Below are 17226 nucleotides of genomic sequence, written 5' to 3'. Positions count from 1 at the left end.
ACCGCCGCCCTGCTCGCGCAGGCCCCTCTGCCGGGGTTCGATAGAATGCCCGGCAGCGGCCTTTTTTCCGGCCCCCGCTTCGCGCGGGGGCACCCAGTCCAGACATGACCGATTCCACCTACGACGTGCCACGCGTGCGCACCTACCTCCAGGGCCTGCAAGCTCGCATCGCCGACGCGCTCGGCGCGCTCGACGGCACGCCGCTTGCGACCGACGCATGGCAGCGCGGCCCTGAAGAGCGGCTGCGCGGCGGCGGCTGTACGCGGATTCTCGAAGGCGGCCGCGTGTTCGAGCGCGCGGGGATCGGTTTTTCCGACGTCGCGGGCGACGCGCTGCCGCCGTCGGCGAGCGCCGCGCGCCCGCAGCTGGCCGGCCGCGGCTTCGAGGCGCTCGGTGTGTCGCTCGTGCTGCACCCGCGCAACCCGTACTGCCCGACCGTGCACATGAACGTGCGGATGCTGATCGCGACGAAGCCGGGCGAGGCGCCGATCTTCTGGTTCGGCGGCGGCATGGATCTGACACCGGTTTATCCGTTCGAGGACGACGCGCGGCATTTCCACCAGGTCTGCAAGGACGCGCTCGATCCGTTCGGCGCCGAGCTCTACCCACGCTTCAAGACCTGGTGCGACGAGTATTTCTTCCTGAAGCACCGCAACGAGACGCGCGGCATCGGCGGGATCTTCTTCGACGATTTCTCCGAGCCCGGATTCGAACGCTCGTTTGAGATGATGCAAAGCGTCGGCGACGCGTTCCTGAACGCGTACCTGCCGATCGTCGAGCGCCGTGCCGCACTGCCGTACGGCGAGCGCGAGCACGACTTCCAGGCTTACCGGCGCGGCCGCTACGTCGAATTCAACCTCGTGTTCGACCGCGGCACGCTGTTCGGCCTGCAAAGCGGCGGCCGGACCGAATCGATCCTGATGTCGATGCCGCCGGTCGCGAACTGGCGCTACAACTGGCAGCCCGAGCCGGGCTCGCCGGAAGCGCGCCTGACCGAGTTTCTCGTGCCGCGCGACTGGGTGTGAGCCCGCCGCGCCCCGCCGCCCCAAGAACAGGACACGTTTTTCTGGACACCACCGCCCGCCCCACCCCGCAGCCGCACCCGCCGTTACGTCGCATCGGCCTGCTGGGCGGCACGTTCGACCCGATCCACGACGGTCACCTCGCGCTCGCGCGCCGGTTCGCCGACGTGCTTGGCCTGACCGAGCTCGCGCTGCTGCCGGCCGGGCAGCCGTACCAGAAGCGCGACGTGTCGGCCGCCGAGCATCGGCTCGCGATGACGCGAGCCGCTGCCGGCTCGCTGTCCCTGCCCGGCGTGACGGTCACGGTCGCAACCGACGAGATCGAGCACGCCGGCCCGACCTATACGGTCGAGACGCTCGCGCGCTGGCGCGAGCGGATCGGCCCCGAGGCGTCGCTGTCGCTGCTGATCGGCGCCGACCAGCTGGTGCGGCTCGACACCTGGCGCGACTGGCGCAAGCTGTTCGACTACGCGCACGTGTGCGCGTCGACGCGCCCGGGTTTCGACCTCGGCGCGGCGTCGCCGGACGTCGCGCAGGAAATCGCGCGGCGGCAGGCCGGCGCCGACGTGCTGAAAACGACGCCGGCGGGCCACCTGCTGATCGATACGACGCTGGCGTTCGATATCGCCGCAACCGACATCCGCGCGCATCTGCGCGAATGCATCGCGCGTCACGCGCAAATGCCCGATGCGTCGGCCGAGCATGTGCCGGCCGCCGTCTGGGCCTATATTCTTCAACATCGTCTCTACCATTCCTGATTCCATGGATATCCGCAAACTGCAGCGCGTGATCGTCGACGCTCTCGAAGACATCAAGGCGCAAGACATCAAGGTGTTCAACACCAGCCACCTGACCGAACTGTTCGACCGCGTGATCGTCGCGTCGGGCACGTCGAACCGCCAGACCAAGGCACTCGCGTCGAGCGTGCGCGACAAGGTCAAGGAAGCCGGCGGCGACATCGTCAGCTCCGAGGGCGAAGACACCGGCGAATGGGTGCTGGTCGACTGCGGCGACGCCGTCGTGCACATCCTGCAACCGGCGCTGCGCCAGTATTACAACCTCGAGGAAATCTGGGGCGACAAGCCCGTGCGGATGAAGCTCGGCGGCGGCAAGGACGGTTTCGCGACGGCCAGCGAAGGCGAGGACGACGAGGAAGAAGCGCCCGCACGCCCGGCGCGCAAGACGGCGGCCCGCCGCCGCTGAGTCGCAGCGAGTCGTCCCGATGAAGCTTTTCATCCTCGCGGTCGGCCACAAGATGCCCGGCTGGATTGCGTCCGGCTTCGACGAATACACGAAGCGGATGCCGCCCGAGCTGCGCATCGAGCTGCGCGAGATCAAGCCCGAACTGCGTTCGGGCGGCCGCAGCGCGGACAGCGTGATGGCGGCCGAGCGGCAGAAGATCGAGGCCGCGCTGCCGAAGGGCGCGCGCATCGTCGCGCTCGACGAGCGCGGCCGCGACTGGACCACCATGCAGCTCGCACAGGCGCTGCCCGGCTGGCAGCAGGACGGCCGTGACGTCGCGTTCGTAATCGGTGGTGCCGACGGGCTCGATCCGGAGCTGAAAGCGCGCGCCGACGTGCTGCTGCGCATCTCGAGCATGACGCTGCCGCACGGGATGGTACGCGTGCTGCTTGCCGAACAGCTTTACCGGGCGTGGAGCATCACGCAGAATCATCCCTATCATCGCGCATGACGTGCCGTCCTCGGACGCGCGCCGCGCGCGCTCACCGAGATAACGACACCATGCCGTCCAGCACGTCCTCCGCCCTTTTCCCGATTCTTTACCTCGCTTCGCAAAGCCCACGCCGCCAGGAACTGCTGCAGCAGATCGGCGTGCGCTTCGACTTGCTGCTGCCGGGCCCCGACGAGGACGCCGAGGCGCTCGAAGCCGAACTGCCCGGCGAAGCCGCCGATGCGTACGTGCGGCGCGTCACCGTCGCGAAGGCCGAGGCCGCGCGGGCGCGCCTCGTCGCGAGCGGCAAGCCGGCCGCGCCGGTGCTCGTCGCCGATACCACGGTGACGATCGACGGCGCGATCCTCGGCAAGCCGGCCGACGCCGACGACGCGCTCGCGATGCTGACCCGCCTCGCGGGCCGCGAACACGAGGTGCTGACCGCGGTTGCCGTGATCGGCGCCGACGGCGAACTGCTGCCGCCCGCGCTGTCGCGCTCGTCGGTGCGCTTTTCGGCCGCACCGCGCGACGCATTCGCGCGCTACGTCGAAACCGGCGAGCCGTTCGGCAAGGCGGGCGCGTATGCGATCCAGGGGCGCGCCGCCGAATTCATCGAGCGAATCGACGGTTCCCATTCGGGTATCATGGGTCTGCCCCTTTTTGAGACTGCCGCGTTGCTGCGCACCGCGCGCCTCGCCTTCTGAATCCCACCATGAACGAAGAAATCCTGATCAACCTCACGCCCCAGGAAACACGGGTCGCACTCGTCCAGCAAGGCGCGGTGCAGGAGCTTCACGTCGAGCGCACGCTGTCGCGCGGGCGGGTCGGCAACATCTACCTCGGCAAGGTCGTGCGCGTGCTGCCCGGCATGCAGTCGGCGTTCATCGACATCGGGCTGGAGCGCGCGGCGTTCCTGCACGTCGCGGACATCTGGCATCCGCGCCTCGCCGGCGAGCCGCAGTCGGGCGCGCCGCACCAGCCGATCGAGAAGATCGTGTTCGAAGGCCAGACGCTGATGGTCCAGGTGATCAAGGATCCGATCGGCACGAAGGGCGCGCGACTGTCGACGCAAGTCAGCATCGCAGGCCGCACGCTCGTATATCTGCCGCAGGAGCCGCACATCGGCATCTCGCAGAAAATCGAGAGCGAAGCCGAGCGCGAGGCCGTGCGCGCGCGCCTGACCGCCGTGATCCCGCCGGACGAGAAAGGCGGCTACATCGTGCGCACGATCGCCGAGGATGCCACCTCCGAGGAACTGGCCGGCGACGTCACGTACCTGCGCAAGACCTGGGCGACGATCGTCGCGCAGGCGCAGCGGCTGCCGGCGACGAGCCTGCTGTACCAGGATCTCGACCTCGCGCAGCGCGTGCTGCGCGATTTCTCGAACGACGACACGACGCGCATCCAGGTCGATTCGCGCGAGACGTACCAGCGCCTCGCGGAATTCGCGGGCGAGTTCACGCCGGCGGTGAGTCCGAAGCTGCATCACTACACCGGCGAGCGGCCGCTGTTCGACCTGTACAACATCGAGACGGAGATCCAGCGCGCGCTGTCGCGCCGCGTCGACCTGAAGTCGGGCGGCTACCTGATGATCGACCAGACCGAGGCGATGACGACGATCGACGTCAACACCGGCGGCTACGTCGGCGCACGCAACTTCGACGACACGATCTTCAAGACCAATCTCGAGGCCGCGCACACGATCGCGCGACAATTGCGACTGCGCAATCTCGGCGGGATCATCATCATCGACTTCATCGACATGGAGAACGCCGAGCATCGCGACGCGGTGCTGTCGGAGCTGAAGAAGGCGCTGTCGCGCGACCGCACGCGCGTGACGGTCAACGGCTTCTCGCAGCTCGGGCTCGTCGAGATGACGCGCAAGCGCACGCGCGAATCGCTCGCGCACGTGCTGTGCGAGCCGTGCCCGACCTGCCAGGGCAAGGGCCAGGTGAAGACGTCGCGCACCGTGTGCTACGACATCCTGCGCGAGATCCTGCGCGAGTCGCGCCAGTTCAATCCGCGCGAATTCCGCGTGATCGCCGCGCAGCAGGTGATCGACCTGTTCCTCGACGAGGAGTCGCAGCATCTCGCGATGCTGATCGACTTCATCGGCAAGCCGGTGTCGCTGCAGGTCGAGTCGAACCTGAGCCAGGAGCAGTACGATATCGTGCTGATGTAACCTCCAGCCTGCCCGCCGCCGGCTTTGCCGCGCGGCGCCCCGATGCGGCCGCCCGGACCGCTTGCGCATGTCGCGCCAGCACCCGCCGCCGCCCTTTTTCTCTTCTCGTACATCACCCACCATGAGCCAACGCCACAACCGTCGCCAGCGCAAGAAACTCCACATCGCCGAGTTCCAGGAACTCGCGTTCAACGCGACCGCGCAATACCGCAACGAGCTGTCCGACCTCGAGCGCGGCCAGCTGATCGATTCGTTCATCGATTTCGTCGAAGCGAACGGGCTGCTCACCGTCGCGTCCGCCGACGAAGGGATCGGCGCCTACGTGATCTCCGGCGCGCCGCGCGGCACGACGACCGATGCCGACCGCGAGAGCGTGCGTGCGTGGCTGGCCGCACGGCCGGAGCTGACCGACGTCCAGGTCAGCGAATTCAGCGACGCGTGGTATCCGGACGCCTGACGCTCCGGCTGCTTCACCCGTCGCGCGCCGCCCGCGCCTGCCCCCGTGAGGGCGGACCGGGCCGGCGCCGCCGCTTCACCCGCACGTCTCCCCCCCTTCCTCCCTTCTCCTCCTGCCCATCACACGACGCGCCCCGTGTCGATCGTGATTACCCCGATTCCGGCAGTGAATCGGACGCTTACTTCAATTTAACGATCATTAAAAGACGGCTCGCGCAGACGGACCTACTCTGATCGTACGAATCCGGTGATTTCCGGCACGATCGGCAAGCAAGACGAAAGAATGCAAACGACTCGTCTTGCAAGCGCTCCGGATTCCGACTCAGGCGAAGACGCGACACGGCGACAGGTCAATCAGGGGGACAACAACAATGCGCCCGCCGCTTCACTTCCGCAGCGACGGCACGTCGGCGCACACGAAAGCCGCCTGATCCATTTCCATAATCGAGACGAGGACGACATGAACACGCCCAGCACCCATCAAGCAGGACTCCGAATGATCATGATCGCGGCAGGCGTTGCGGCGCTGATGTCGCTGTCCGCGTGCGGCGGCTCCGGCTCGCTGAGCCAGGGCACCGGCGGCTCCGGATCGGGGTCCGGCGACACGACGGCGTCCACCGGCGGTACCAGCAACGGTACGAGCGGCACGACGGCATCGACCGGCGGCACGGGCAGCACCGGCAGCACCGGTACCGGTGCGAGCGGCACGTCGGCCAACGGCGTCGGCCAGACGGTCGCGGCGTCGAGCAACATCGTGACGGCCGGCGGCGGCGCCATCTCGGGCGTCGGCACGGCGATCGCGGCCCAAACGCTGCCCGGCACGAACCCCGCGACGACGCAGGGGCTCGGCACGGTCGTACAGGATGTCGGCGCGGCCGTCACGACGCTCGGCACCGGCCTCGGCTCGGGCCTCGGCCAGCTCGGCGCGTCGTCGAATCCGGTCGGCACGACGGTTGCGAGCACGGGCGGTGTGGTCACGAATCTCGGCCAGGCCGTCGCCGCGACGGGCGGGGTCGTGTCGAGCCTGGGGGCCACCGGCTCCGCACTGGCGCCGCTTGCGCCCGTCACCTCGCCCGTCGGCGGTGCCGTGACGATGCTCGGCAACACGATCGCGGGCGGCGGCGCGGCGCTCGGCACGCAGCTGTCGACCGGCCCGGTCGCGCAGGTGACGGGCGCGGCCAGCTCGGCGATCACGCCGATCACGACGACGGTCGGCTCGCTCACGCAGACGGCCGCGGCAAGCACGCCGCTCGGCGCGCCGCTGACGAACCTCGTCACGACCGTCGGCAACGGGGTCGCGAACGCCGGCACGACGATCGCGAAGACGGGCAACAATCCGGTCACGACCGGCGTCGGCAACGTCGTGACCGCGACCGGCAACACGGTCGCCACCGCAGGCACCGCGCTGCTCGGCGGCGGCGCGGCCGCGACGAATCCGCTCGCACCGGTGACGGGGCTCCTGTCGACCGGCGCACTCGGCGGCACGACAAGCGGCAGCAACCCGGCCGGCGCGCTGACGTCGGCGGTCGGCGGCCTGACGGGCGGCAGCGGCAGCGGCGCGCTGTCGAAGACCGGCGGCGGCCTGCTCGCCCCGGTCACGACGACGCTCGGCACGCTGGCCAAAAAGTAACGTCACGCCTGCAGCCCGTGCGGCGCCCGTACCGTCGTCGACGGTCGGGCGCCGCGCGCGTTAGGGCACCCGGACACCCGATGCCGCCCGCCCCGCGATCGATCGCTACCCTTTCCCCGCCATTGCGCGCCCAATCCTCCGCGGAAATCGGTCCTGAAAGGAAGACACGTTAAACTCTCACCTCGCGAGGTGCGCCGCCCGCACCCGCCATCCATCGCCAGCCGCGCGCCTCCGGCCCGGCCCCCGACCCATGGAGTGAGTGTCAATGAGCGGCGGACTCCCGTTTCCCGCATCCCGAATGTCGTTCCCGTCCTCGACGGTCTTCCTGGTGCTCGCAGCCGCCGCGCTGCTGTCCGGCTGCGGCTTGCTGCCGACCCAGAATCCGCCCGCGCCGATCAGCGAGGCGCTCGTCGAGCCCATCGAGGAAACCGCCGGCGAGCCGCTGACGATGCCGCCCGTGCCCGCGCCGACGCCCCCGGAGGAACCGGAAGCGCCGAAGAAGCCGCACCGTGAAGTCACGCGGCCGAAGCCCGTGCAGCGCCCCGAATCGCCGACACCGCCGCCGCCTCCGCCCGCGCCGCTCGTCGCGACGCGCCCGCTCGACCGCACCCAGATCCATGCACTGCTCGACAGCGAAGTCGCGCGCCGCAACGGCAAGGTGATCGGCCGCGCGGTCGACATGGTGATCGACGCGAACGGCAATCCGCGCGAGATGATCGTCAACCTGCAGGGCTTCATGGGCATCGGCGACCGCAAGGTCATCTTCCCGTGGAACGTGTTCCGCTTCACGCCAGGTGGCAAGCAGGAGCCGATCGTGCTCGACGTGCCGTCGGGCGACCTGCCGCCTGCCGCGAGGCCGAAGGCCGTGCCGCTGTCGGGCTCTGCCGCGGCGTCTCCCGCCACGCGACTGCCGATGCTCGACAGCGACGTCGAGCGCCCGAACGGCACGAAGATCGGCCGCGTCGTCGACGTGCTGATCGACCGCGCCGCGCAGCCGCAGGCCATCGTTCTCGACCTCGGCGGCCTCGTCAATACCGACCGCCGTTCGATCGCCGCGAGCTGGGGCGCGCTGCGCTTCGTCACGCGTGACAAGGCGCTGCACCCGCAGCTCGACCTGAACGACGCACAGATCAAGGCGGCGCCGCCCTACGCGGCCGACAAGCCGATCGTCGCGGTCTACCCGCCCGTTGCCCCGGCACCGGCGCAGGCTTCCTCTGCGAGTGCGACCCGATGACGATCAAGCATTCCGTCACCGTACGCAGTCTGCGGTCCCTCGACTGGCTCAACTTTTTCGTTGCAAACGTTCAAACCGGGTTCGGTCCGTTCATCGCGTCCTACCTCGCGTCGCACAAGTGGACGCAGGGCGAGATCGGCATGGTGCTGTCGATCGGCACGATCAGCGCGATGGTCAGCCAGGTGCCGGGCGGCGCCGCCGTCGACGCGCTGAAGAACAAGAAAGGCGCGGCCGCATGGGCGATCGTGGCCATCATCCTGTCCGCGGTGCTGCTCGCGTCGAGCCCGACGATCGTGCCGGTGATCGCGGCCGAAGTGTTCCACGGCTTCGCGAGCTGCATGCTCGTGCCGGCGATGGCCGCGATCTCGTTCTCGCTGGTCGGCCGCGCCGATCTCGGCGACCGGCTCGGCCGCAACGCGCGCTGGGCGTCGATCGGCAGCGCGGTCGCGGCGGGGCTCATGGGGCTCACCGGCGAGTATTTCTCCGCGCGCGCGGTGTTCTGGCTGACCGCGGTGCTGGCCTTGCCCGCGCTGTTCGCGCTCGCGATGATCCAGCCGACGCACGAAGTGATTCCGCAGTCGTCGAAGCCCGACGATCACGACGAAGGCGAGCACCGCGAGACGCTGCTCGAGCTGCTGCGCGATCGCCGGATGCTGATCTTCGCGTCATGCGTCGTGCTGTTCCACCTGTCGAACGCGGCGATGCTCAACCTCGCGGCCGGCGAAGTCACGGCCGGGATGGGCGAGAACGTGCAGCTCGTGATCGCCGCGTGCATCATCGTGCCGCAGGCGATCGTCGCGATGCTGTCGCCGTGGGTCGGCCGCTCGTCGCAACGCTGGGGACGAAGGCCGATCCTGCTGCTCGGCTTCTCCGCGCTGCCGGTGCGCGCGCTGCTGTTCGCCGGCGTGAGCAGCCCGTACCTGCTCGTGCCGGTGCAGATGCTCGACGGCATCAGCGCGGCCGTGTTCGGCGTGATGCTGCCGCTGATCGCGGCCGACGTCGCGGGCGGCAAGGGCCGCTACAACCTGTGCATCGGGCTGTTCGGTCTTGCGGCCGGAATCGGCGCGACGCTCAGCACGGCCGTGGCCGGCTATGTCGCCGATCACTTCGGCAACACGACCAGCTTCTTCGGGCTGGCCGCGGCCGGCGCGCTCGCGGCGCTGCTGGTCTGGCTCGCGATGCCCGAAACGCGCGTCGAAAACGGCGACGTGACCGCCGGCGAGCCGGCCGCCGCGTCGCCCGAACAGGCGCACTGACGCGCTCGCACCGCCCCCGCTTCTTGGCACGACACGATGGATACGATCAGGACACTCAACGAAGCCCGCCAGCAGATCCAGCAGTCGATCTTCGATCTGTTCAAGGGGCTGACCTTCGGCGAACGGCTCACGCAGGGCGCGCTGATGGCGCTGCAGGCGGTCTGCGGCGCGTGCCTCGCGTACACGATCGGCCGCGCGCTGCACACCGAACAGGCCGTGTGGGCGGCGGTCACCGCGATCGCCGTGACGCAGCACAACTACTCGGACACGATGTCGCTGTCGCGCGATCAGTTCATCGGCGCGATGATCGGCGGCCTGCTCGGCTTCGCGGGCGCGGCGCTCGGCGGCGACCGCCTCGTCGCCTATGCGATCGCGGTCGCGCTCACGATCGTCAGTTGCTGGTGCCTGAACGTCGGCAGCGCGGCGCGGCTTGGCGGCGTGACCGCGACGATCGTGCTGCTGTTTCCGGGCAACGGCCCGCTATGGGACATCCCGCTGATGCGGCTCGGGGAAGTGGCGCTCGGCACCGTGTGTGCGCTGGCCGTGTGCTGGGCGATGTCGCTGATCGAGCGACGCTGGTCCCGCCGGGCGGCGGCAAAGTGACGCGGCGCCGGGCAACGCGCCCGGCAGCCGGATGAACCATCGAAAAGAAACGTTACGGACCGACCCGCAGCACGATGCCCGAACCGATCTGCACGAGCAGGTAGTCGCCGCCGACGCCGACCCACTGATAGCCGCGCGGCGGCGCACTCAGATGATAGCCGCGCCAGTCCTCGACCACGTACTGGCGATCGCGGAATTCGCCGGGAAGCCGGTCGCCCCTGTGCCACTCGCGACGCGGCTGGTCGGCCCAGCGCGGCGGCACGTCGTCCTCGTGGCGCATCTGGCCGGGTGGCATGTGCTTCGGGCCATGACCGCGGTGCATGCCATGATTGCCGTGGTTGTCATCGTTGCCGTGATCCTGCGCCATGGCTGCGGGTGCCGCGAAACCCGCCACGATCAGCGCGGCCAGCATCGTCCCGTGCATCTTGTTCATTGTTCTTCCCTCCGAGTTGTCACGTCGAACCGGAAACAACGGTGCCTGCCCGATCAAGACTAGCACACCGGCGTGACCCGGCGTCACGCCGCCTGCTGCTGGTACTGGATCCGGTGGAGGTGCGCGTACAGCCCGCCGTGGCGCAGCAGTTCTTCGTGGCTGCCCTCTTCGACGATCTTGCCGGCTTCGAGCACGAGGATCCGGTCCGCACGCTCGATCGTCGACAGCCGGTGCGCGATCACGAGCGTCGTGCGCCCTTCCATCAGCCGCTCGAGCGCGGCCTGCACGTGGCGCTCGGACTCCGAATCGAGCGCGGAGGTCGCCTCGTCGAGGATCAGGATCGGCGCGTCCTTGTAGATCGCGCGCGCGATCGCGAGCCGCTGCCGCTGGCCGCCCGACAGACGCATCCCGTTGCCGCCGACCAGCGTGTCGAGCCCGTCGGGCATCGCGGCGACCGCGTCGGCCAGGTTCGCCGCCTCGAGTGCCGCCTGCACGCGTGCGCGGTCGGGCGTCTGGCCGTACGCGACGTTCGCGGCGATCGTGTCGTTGAACAGCACGACGTCCTGGCTGACCATCGCCATCTGGCCGCGCAGCGCGTGGAGGTCGTAGTCGGCCACCGGCACGCCGTCGACCAGGATCGCGCCGCCCGTGGGGTCGAAGAAGCGCGGCAGCAGGTTCACGAGGGTCGTCTTGCCGCTGCCCGACGGCCCCGCGAGCGCGATCATCTCGCCCGGCGCGACCTTGAACGAAATGCGGTCGAGCGTCGGCCGCTCGGATGCGCCGTAGTCGAACGACACGCCGCGGAATTCGATCTCGCCACGCGCGTGCGTCAGCGCACGGCCGCCGCCCTGCGGCTCGGCCGGCTCGTCGATCAGCCCGAAGATCAGCTCGGCGGCCGTCATCCCGCGCTGCAGCGGCTGGTTCACGTCGATCAGGTGCTTGAGCGGCGAAATCACCAGCAGCATCGACGTGACGAACGCGACGAAGCCGCCGACCGTCGTCTGATCGTTGGTCGACTGCACGACCGCGATCGTGATCACGACCGCGAGCGCGATCGACGCGAGGAACTGCGTCAGCGGCTGCGCGAGGCCGCCCGAGATCGTCATGCGCATCGCGTAGCCGCGCAGGCGCTTGCTCATCGCCGTGAAGCGGTCCATCTCGTACGTCTCGCCGTTGTGCACCTTGACGACCTTGTAGCCGCCGACCGTCTCCTCGACGATGTACGACAGCTCGTTGGTCAGCGTCTGGTGCTCGCGGTTCAGGCGGCGCAGGCGGCGGTTGATCTTGCTGACGAGCCAGCCGATGCCCGGCAGGATCACCGCGACGATCAGCGTGAGCCGCCAGTTCAGGTAGAACAGGTAGCCGAGCAGGAACATCACGGTCAGCGAGTCGCGCACGAGCGTGACCATCACACCGGTCAGCACCGACAGGATCTGGTTGACCTCGAACACGATCGCGTTGATCACCGTGCTCGCCGTCTCGCGCTGGAAGAACGACGCGCCCGTGTGCAGCATCCGCTGGAACATTTCGAGCCGCAGCTGCAGCAGGATGCGGTTCGATACGTAGTTGAGCAGGTAATTCGACGCGTACTGCGACACGCCGCGCACGAGCGCGAGGCCGATCACGGCCATCGGCACATACCATTTCGCGCGGTCGCTGCCGTGCGAGCCGAAGCCGTGGTCGAGCAGCGGCTTGAGCAGCGCCGGAATCCCGGCTTCCGTGGCCGCGACGACGCCCATCGTGACGACGGCGAGCACCACGATGCCGATCAGCGGCCGGATGTACGGCCACAGGCGCTTGAGAACCGTGAGCGGCGACGTGCCCGTGCCGTCCATCGGTTTGCGAAGAGTGTTCTGGGTTTCCAAGGCAATCCTTCTTGAGCCGCGACGCGGCGCCCGGGGCATGGCTGCCCGGGATTCGCCCAGTCCGGCGGTTGCCGAAAAAGGCCCAACATTATAGCTGTACCGCCCGCGCCGGCACGGCCGTTGCCGAAGCGGCCGCCGGCCGGTGCGCGGGTATACTGCCGCTCACCGTTTTCTCCGCCTTTTCGACGATTTCATGGCAGAACCCACCCTCGGCGTCGCCCTCATCGCCCTCAACGCGGCCGCGCGGCTTGCGCAGTGCCTCGACGCGCTGGCCTTCGCCGACGACGTCGTCGTGATCGACGGCGGCAGCACCGACGATACCGTCGCGATCGCCCGTGCGCACGGCGCCCGGGTGATCGTCGAGCGTGACTGGCCGGGCTTCGGCCCGCAGAAGAACCGCGCGCTCGCCGCGCTCGACACCGACTGGATCCTGTCGCTCGACACCGACGAGGTGGTCAGCCCCGAACTCGCACAGTCGATCCGTGCGGCCATCCGTGCGCCGGCCGCGCAAGTCTACGCGCTCGATCGGCTGTCGAGCTTCTGCGGCCAGTGGATCCGCCACAGCGGCTGGTATCCGGACTGGGTACCGCGCCTGTTCCGGCGCGGCGCCGCACGCTTCTCCGACGATCTGGTGCATGAACGGCTCGTGTTCGACACGCCCGCGCAGCGGCTGCCGGGCAAGCTGATGCACTATTCGTACGAGGATTTCGAAACCGTCGTGCGCAAGCTCGATGCGTATTCGACGGCCGGCGCGCGCCAGCGCCGCGCGGCCGGCCAGCGCGGCGGCTTCGGCAAGGCGCTCGCGCGCGGCGCATGGGCGTTCGTGCGGACCTACGTGCTGCGGCGCGGGTTTCTCGACGGACGCGCGGGCTTCATGATCGCCGTGTTCAACGCGGAAACGGTGTACTACCGGTTCCTGAAGCTCGGCCACGAACCAGCCCGCTGAGCGCGGCACGGCCCGCCCCACCCCGACGCCGCCGGCATGCGGCCGGCCCGGCGTTACAATGCCGGGCTGCCTGCGTGCCATGCGCGCCCCAAGCGCGGCGCCGCGCCACGCGCCGCCGACACGACGACCACCGAATCCGACCGCCATGTTCTCCATCATCATCCCGACCTGGAACAACCTGCCGTACCTCAAGCTCGTCGTCGACAGCCTGCGCCGCCATTCGGCGTACGACCACCAGATCATCGTGCACGTGAACGACGGCTCGGACGGCACGCTCGACTGGGTGCGCGGCGAAGGCATCGAGCACACCGCGTCGCCGACCAACATCGGCATCTGCCACGCGGTGAACCTGGCCGCCGCGCGCGCGACGCGCGACTACGTCGTCTACATGAACGACGACATGTACTGCTGCCCCGGCTGGGATGCGGCGCTCGTGCGGCGCATCGAGCAGATGCCGACCGACCTGTTCATGCTGTCCGGCACGATGGTCGAGCCGGTCGACACGCGCAACCCGTGCGTCGTCGTCAGCAATTTCGGCCGCGACGCCGAGCAGTTCGACGCGGCCGGCCTCGTCGCGGCCACGCCGCGGCTCGCGCGGGCGGACTGGCTCGGCTCGACCTGGCCGCCGACGCTCGTGCACCGCGACTGGTGGAACCGCATCGGCGGCTACAGCAGCGAACTGTCGCCGGGAATGAGCAGCGACAATGACTTCTCGATGAAATTCTGGGACGCCGGCTGCCGGATCTTCCTCGGCGTCGGCGACAGCCTCGTCTATCACTTCCAGCAGAAGAGCACCGGCAAGATCGTCAAGAACGACGGCCGCCGCCAGTTCCTCAACAAATGGGGCATGACGCAGGCCACGTTCGACCGCTATTACCTGCATCGCGGCGAGCCGGCCGGCTCGCGTATCGCGCTCGACACGCCGGCCGTCGACGGGCGCCTCAAGCGCGCGCTGCTGCGCTCGCGGATCAAGCGCGCATTCAGCTGATCAGACCCCGGAAACCCCACGGAAACGCGCGCCGCTTCGCGTATACTGCGCGCTTCGTCCCGGGCACTGCCGCCGCGGGGCGCGCGGCGCGCAGCACGGTGCCCGCATGCCGCATTCGTCCATTCGACAGGTTCCGATGCTTTCGTTTTCCGCTCCCGCCACGCGGCGCCTGACCGCCGCCCGCGCCTTCGCCGTCATCGCGCTCTGCATGGTGCCCGTCTCGACCGCGCTGACCAATGTGTTCTGCGGGCTGTTCGCGGCCGCGCTCGTCATCTCCCCCGAATTCTGGCGCGACCTGCGCTCGTTCGTCACCGAACCGGCGTCGCTCGCCGCGCTGCTGATCCTCGTGGCGCTGACGGCGAGCGTCACCTATACCGTCGCGCCGCACCCGAAGGCGTGGAACTGGATCGGCAAGTACGACAAGCTGCTGCTGCTGCCGTTTGCGGTAGTCGCGTTCCGCCATTCGAACTGGGCGCCGATCGTGCGGCGCGCGTGGTTCGGCACGCTGTGCGTGATCCTGTTGCTGTCGACCACCAACTATCTCGGCCTGACCGCGATCGGGCCCGCGCATGCGACCGATCTGCCGCTGTCGCGCGCGTGGGTGTTCAAGAACCACATCGCGGCCGGCATGTTCGGCGCGCTGCTGTTCTATCAGGCCGCCGACCTGGCGCTGTCGGCCCGCACCGCGCTATCGCGCGCCGCGTATGCAGCCGTCGCCGCATGGTCGTTGATCAACGTGTTCGTGATGCTGCAGGGGCGCACGGGGCAGGTCATCGCGCTGCTGCTGATCCTCGTCGTCGCGGTGCGTTTCGTGTTGTTGCTGCGCCGCCAGTCGGCACTGCGCGCGACCCTCGCCGCCGGAGCGCTGGTCCTGGCCGGCGTCGCGCTCGTCGCCGCCGCGTGCACGGTGCACAACGGCCGCCTCGTGAAGGTCGTGACGGAAGTGCAGCAGTATCGGCAGACCGATGCGGCCACGTCGACCGGGCTGCGTCTCGAGTGGTACAAGAAGGGGCTCGAGCTGTATCGCATGCGCCCCGTGATCGGCTACGGCTCGGGCGGTCTCGAGTTCGAGTTCGAGAAGCTCACGGCAGGCAAGACGGCTGCCGAAGGCCAGCTCACGTCGAACCCGCATAACGAATACCTGCTGATGGCCGTGCAGCTCGGCACGCTCGGGGTACTGCTGTTCGTGAACCTGATCGTGCAGATCGCGCGCGGCAGCCGCGCGCTCGGCCCGCGTTCGCAGCACTTGCTGCTCGCATGGCTCGCGATCTTCGCGATCGGCAGCCTCGCGAATTCGCTGCTGCTCGATTTCGCCGAAGGTCACCTGCTGGTGCTGCTCGCCGGCATCCTGCTCGGCTGCGCCGAGCGCGGCGAAGCGCTGCCGCGCGAGACGTCGGCGATCCGGCGCAGCGCGTAACGCATCACACGCCGGGCTGGTGGGCGGCGCATGGTGCCGCCCGCCCCCGGCTCGTCTTCAATGACGGCGCGCGCCGCTGCCGGATGCGCGGCCGCACGCCTTCGACGCGTGGCGCCGCAATGCCACGCTCCGCCTTTCAAATCGGGAAATGTTCAGGGCTCGCGCGTCAGTCCGAGCGCGCGCGATGCAGCCGCGACGTGTCGATGACCGTATCGGCGGCGTCCGGCGGATTCAGCCCGAGCATCTCGGCCGCCGCCATCTTCACACGCTGCGTGCCGAGATTGACGAGGCAGTCGCTGTGGCTGTCCACATGGCGCTCGCAGCCCTCCTGCCGGCACGGCACGCAATCGCCCTCACCCTGCAGCAGCCATACGTTGCCGTGCCGCGCGGAGCCGCGCAGCGCCCACGGGTTTTCGGTCGGCGGCCAGTGCTGCGGCCACGGCCCCCAGCGCACCGGGTCGGACGGACCGAACAGCGCGATCGTGTCGACGCCCGTCGCGGCCGCGACGTGCGTCGCGCCCGTATCGGGCCCGATGAACAGCCGCGCGCGCCGCACCAGCTCCGCGCTTTCGCCGAACGTGAGGCGGCCCACCAGGTTCAGCAGGTCGCCGCCCGCCCCGGCCGCGACCTGCTCTGCGTACTCGCGCTCGCGATCGGCCGGGCCGCCCGACAGCGCGATCGCAAAACCCTGCGCGCGCAGCCATTCGATCATTTCGATCCAGCCTTCGAGCCGCCATTGCTTGTAGCGAAACATCGGGTACGGATGCAGCACGACGAGCGGCTTGCCGTCGCGGACGGCCGGCGACTCCGCGAGCCACGCGTCGAAACGCGCGCGCCGCGCGGGATCGTCGCCGATCCCCGGCGCAACGACCTCGGACACCGGCTCGATGCCGATCACCGGCGCGAGCGCGAGCGTGCTGACGACCGTATGCGCGGACTCGTGGTGATTGATCGCGATGCCGTTCAGCATCATCCGCGTGAGCCACGTGACACGGTTCGGATCGACGAGGCCGACGCGCTTGCGGCCGGCGAACCAGCTATAGAAGCGCGGCCGGTCAGAGCTCAGTGCCGCGCACGCGAGATCATAGCGGCGCCACATCGACAGCGCGTCGCGCAGCCGCTCCCGGAACCCGGCGCGCTGCGCGACGACGATCACGCGCCGCACGTCGGGGTTGTGCTCGAGCACGCCCTCGGTGCCGCGAAACACCAGCATGTCGATCTGCGCATCGGGCCAGCGCGCCTTCAGCGAACGCACGAGCGGCGTCGTCAGCAGCACGTCGCCGATGCGGCGCGGTGCGGCGACGAGGATGGTTCTGGGCGGGTGGGCGGAAGAAAACAGGGCCACGGCGATCGTTCCGTCAAGCAGGCTGGACAAGGCTCGCAATGTACAGGATTTTGCGGCGGCAGGCGTAGCGTCGGGCAGCGCGTCGAGCGTGGGCGGCACGTGCCGGCGGCGGCCGGTAGCCGGTGCTGCCCTTTCCGGCGATGCGGCAACGGCGGGCGGCGGGCGGCGGCCAGCGGG

At 69.2% G+C, this 17226-nt stretch carries 17 protein-coding genes; 14 read left to right on the top strand and 3 right to left on the bottom strand.

The features are described 5' to 3' along the window. Positions 1 to 104: 104 nt before the first annotated feature. From hemF to ACVK00_RS16215, 11 genes are all read left to right on the top strand, one after another. Complete coding sequence (gene hemF, locus ACVK00_RS16265) at positions 105 to 1025, top strand: oxygen-dependent coproporphyrinogen oxidase (RefSeq protein ID WP_284891058.1); 921 nt, start codon at positions 105 to 107, stop codon at positions 1023 to 1025. Beyond that, complete coding sequence (locus ACVK00_RS16260; RefSeq protein WP_284891060.1) at positions 1022 to 1780, top strand: nicotinate-nucleotide adenylyltransferase; 759 nt, start codon at positions 1022 to 1024, stop codon at positions 1778 to 1780. Before hemF ends, ACVK00_RS16260 begins: the two co-directional genes overlap by 4 nt. 4 nt (positions 1781 to 1784) lie before the next feature. Next, on the top strand, positions 1785 to 2225 hold the full coding sequence (gene rsfS / locus ACVK00_RS16255) for a ribosome silencing factor (RefSeq protein WP_006752218.1): 441 nt from the start codon (positions 1785 to 1787) through the stop codon (positions 2223 to 2225). A gap of 19 nt (positions 2226 to 2244) precedes the next feature. After that, complete coding sequence (rlmH, locus tag ACVK00_RS16250; RefSeq protein WP_011657522.1) at positions 2245 to 2715, top strand: 23S rRNA (pseudouridine(1915)-N(3))-methyltransferase RlmH; 471 nt, start codon at positions 2245 to 2247, stop codon at positions 2713 to 2715. A gap of 50 nt (positions 2716 to 2765) precedes the next feature. Further along, positions 2766 to 3398, top strand: coding sequence for a Maf family protein (locus ACVK00_RS16245; protein ID WP_284891063.1), 633 nt, complete (start codon positions 2766 to 2768; stop codon positions 3396 to 3398). 8 nt (positions 3399 to 3406) lie between these two features. Continuing rightward, entirely contained in the window at positions 3407 to 4876 is a 1470-nt protein-coding gene (gene rng / locus ACVK00_RS16240; RefSeq protein WP_166725064.1) for a ribonuclease G, read from the top strand. A 121-nt stretch (positions 4877 to 4997) separates the two neighbouring features. Continuing rightward, on the top strand, positions 4998 to 5333 hold the full coding sequence (locus tag ACVK00_RS16235; RefSeq protein ID WP_006752222.1) for a YggL 50S ribosome-binding family protein: 336 nt from the start codon (positions 4998 to 5000) through the stop codon (positions 5331 to 5333). A gap of 459 nt (positions 5334 to 5792) precedes the next feature. Next, positions 5793 to 6962: a collagen-like triple helix repeat-containing protein gene (locus ACVK00_RS16230; protein WP_284891068.1), complete on the top strand. Its 1170-nt coding sequence runs from the start codon at positions 5793 to 5795 to the stop codon at positions 6960 to 6962. A gap of 265 nt (positions 6963 to 7227) precedes the next feature. After that, positions 7228 to 8196 carry a PRC-barrel domain containing protein gene (locus ACVK00_RS16225; RefSeq protein WP_284891070.1) on the top strand — a complete coding sequence of 323 codons (969 nt, stop codon included), beginning with the start codon at positions 7228 to 7230 and terminating at the stop codon, positions 8194 to 8196. Next, on the top strand, positions 8193 to 9452 hold the full coding sequence (locus ACVK00_RS16220; protein WP_166726467.1) for an MFS transporter: 1260 nt from the start codon (positions 8193 to 8195) through the stop codon (positions 9450 to 9452). The genes ACVK00_RS16225 and ACVK00_RS16220 overlap by 4 nt, the downstream gene beginning before the upstream one ends. A gap of 36 nt (positions 9453 to 9488) precedes the next feature. Then, complete coding sequence (locus tag ACVK00_RS16215; RefSeq protein ID WP_284891073.1) at positions 9489 to 10055, top strand: FUSC family protein; 567 nt, start codon at positions 9489 to 9491, stop codon at positions 10053 to 10055. 52 nt (positions 10056 to 10107) lie between these two features. Here ACVK00_RS16215 and ACVK00_RS16210 read toward each other — a convergent pair whose 3' ends face one another. Then, positions 10108 to 10488 carry an RcnB family protein gene (locus ACVK00_RS16210; protein ID WP_228905056.1) on the bottom strand — a complete coding sequence of 127 codons (381 nt, stop codon included), beginning with the start codon at positions 10486 to 10488 and terminating at the stop codon, positions 10108 to 10110. A gap of 83 nt (positions 10489 to 10571) precedes the next feature. Continuing rightward, positions 10572 to 12323 carry a lipid A export permease/ATP-binding protein MsbA gene (msbA, locus tag ACVK00_RS16205; protein ID WP_284891123.1) on the bottom strand — a complete coding sequence of 584 codons (1752 nt, stop codon included), beginning with the start codon at positions 12321 to 12323 and terminating at the stop codon, positions 10572 to 10574. A gap of 223 nt (positions 12324 to 12546) precedes the next feature. Here msbA and ACVK00_RS16200 point away from each other — a divergent pair, with 223 nt between their 5' ends. From ACVK00_RS16200 to ACVK00_RS16190, 3 genes are all read left to right on the top strand, one after another. Further along, positions 12547 to 13299 carry a glycosyltransferase family 2 protein gene (locus tag ACVK00_RS16200; protein WP_175697357.1) on the top strand — a complete coding sequence of 251 codons (753 nt, stop codon included), beginning with the start codon at positions 12547 to 12549 and terminating at the stop codon, positions 13297 to 13299. Between the two features lie 145 nt (positions 13300 to 13444). After that, on the top strand, positions 13445 to 14287 hold the full coding sequence (locus ACVK00_RS16195) for a glycosyltransferase family 2 protein (protein ID WP_006753773.1): 843 nt from the start codon (positions 13445 to 13447) through the stop codon (positions 14285 to 14287). Between the two features lie 136 nt (positions 14288 to 14423). Next, positions 14424 to 15704, top strand: coding sequence for an O-antigen ligase family protein (locus ACVK00_RS16190; protein WP_284891078.1), 1281 nt, complete (start codon positions 14424 to 14426; stop codon positions 15702 to 15704). A 166-nt stretch (positions 15705 to 15870) separates the two neighbouring features. Here ACVK00_RS16190 and ACVK00_RS16185 read toward each other — a convergent pair whose 3' ends face one another. Then, on the bottom strand, positions 15871 to 17049 hold the full coding sequence (locus ACVK00_RS16185) for a glycosyltransferase family 9 protein (protein WP_284891081.1): 1179 nt from the start codon (positions 17047 to 17049) through the stop codon (positions 15871 to 15873). Between the last annotated feature and the right edge of the window lie 177 nt (positions 17050 to 17226).

The organism is Burkholderia sp. PvR073 (assembly GCF_054055695.1).
The sequence above is the reverse complement of the archived record's forward strand: the minus strand, read 5'-3'. Positions and strand labels throughout refer to the sequence as shown.

What these genes read in the sequence shown, in the direction of transcription:
- hemF (WP_284891058.1), top strand. Translation starts at nt 105, where the DNA reads ATGACCGATTCCACCTACGACGTGCCACGCGTGCGCACCTACCTCCAG.
- rsfS (WP_006752218.1), top strand. Translation starts at nt 1,785, where the DNA reads ATGGATATCCGCAAACTGCAGCGCGTGATCGTCGACGCTCTCGAAGAC.
- rlmH (WP_011657522.1), top strand. Translation starts at nt 2,245, where the DNA reads ATGAAGCTTTTCATCCTCGCGGTCGGCCACAAGATGCCCGGCTGGATT.
- ACVK00_RS16245 (WP_284891063.1), top strand. Translation starts at nt 2,766, where the DNA reads ATGCCGTCCAGCACGTCCTCCGCCCTTTTCCCGATTCTTTACCTCGCT.
- rng (WP_166725064.1), top strand. Translation starts at nt 3,407, where the DNA reads ATGAACGAAGAAATCCTGATCAACCTCACGCCCCAGGAAACACGGGTC.
- ACVK00_RS16235 (WP_006752222.1), top strand. Translation starts at nt 4,998, where the DNA reads ATGAGCCAACGCCACAACCGTCGCCAGCGCAAGAAACTCCACATCGCC.
- ACVK00_RS16230 (WP_284891068.1), top strand. Translation starts at nt 5,793, where the DNA reads ATGAACACGCCCAGCACCCATCAAGCAGGACTCCGAATGATCATGATC.
- ACVK00_RS16225 (WP_284891070.1), top strand. Translation starts at nt 7,228, where the DNA reads ATGAGCGGCGGACTCCCGTTTCCCGCATCCCGAATGTCGTTCCCGTCC.
- ACVK00_RS16220 (WP_166726467.1), top strand. Translation starts at nt 8,193, where the DNA reads ATGACGATCAAGCATTCCGTCACCGTACGCAGTCTGCGGTCCCTCGAC.
- ACVK00_RS16215 (WP_284891073.1), top strand. Translation starts at nt 9,489, where the DNA reads ATGGATACGATCAGGACACTCAACGAAGCCCGCCAGCAGATCCAGCAG.
- ACVK00_RS16210 (WP_228905056.1), bottom strand. Translation starts at nt 10,488, where the DNA reads ATGAACAAGATGCACGGGACGATGCTGGCCGCGCTGATCGTGGCGGGT.
- msbA (WP_284891123.1), bottom strand. Translation starts at nt 12,323, where the DNA reads ATGGACGGCACGGGCACGTCGCCGCTCACGGTTCTCAAGCGCCTGTGG.
- ACVK00_RS16200 (WP_175697357.1), top strand. Translation starts at nt 12,547, where the DNA reads ATGGCAGAACCCACCCTCGGCGTCGCCCTCATCGCCCTCAACGCGGCC.
- ACVK00_RS16195 (WP_006753773.1), top strand. Translation starts at nt 13,445, where the DNA reads ATGTTCTCCATCATCATCCCGACCTGGAACAACCTGCCGTACCTCAAG.
- ACVK00_RS16190 (WP_284891078.1), top strand. Translation starts at nt 14,424, where the DNA reads ATGCTTTCGTTTTCCGCTCCCGCCACGCGGCGCCTGACCGCCGCCCGC.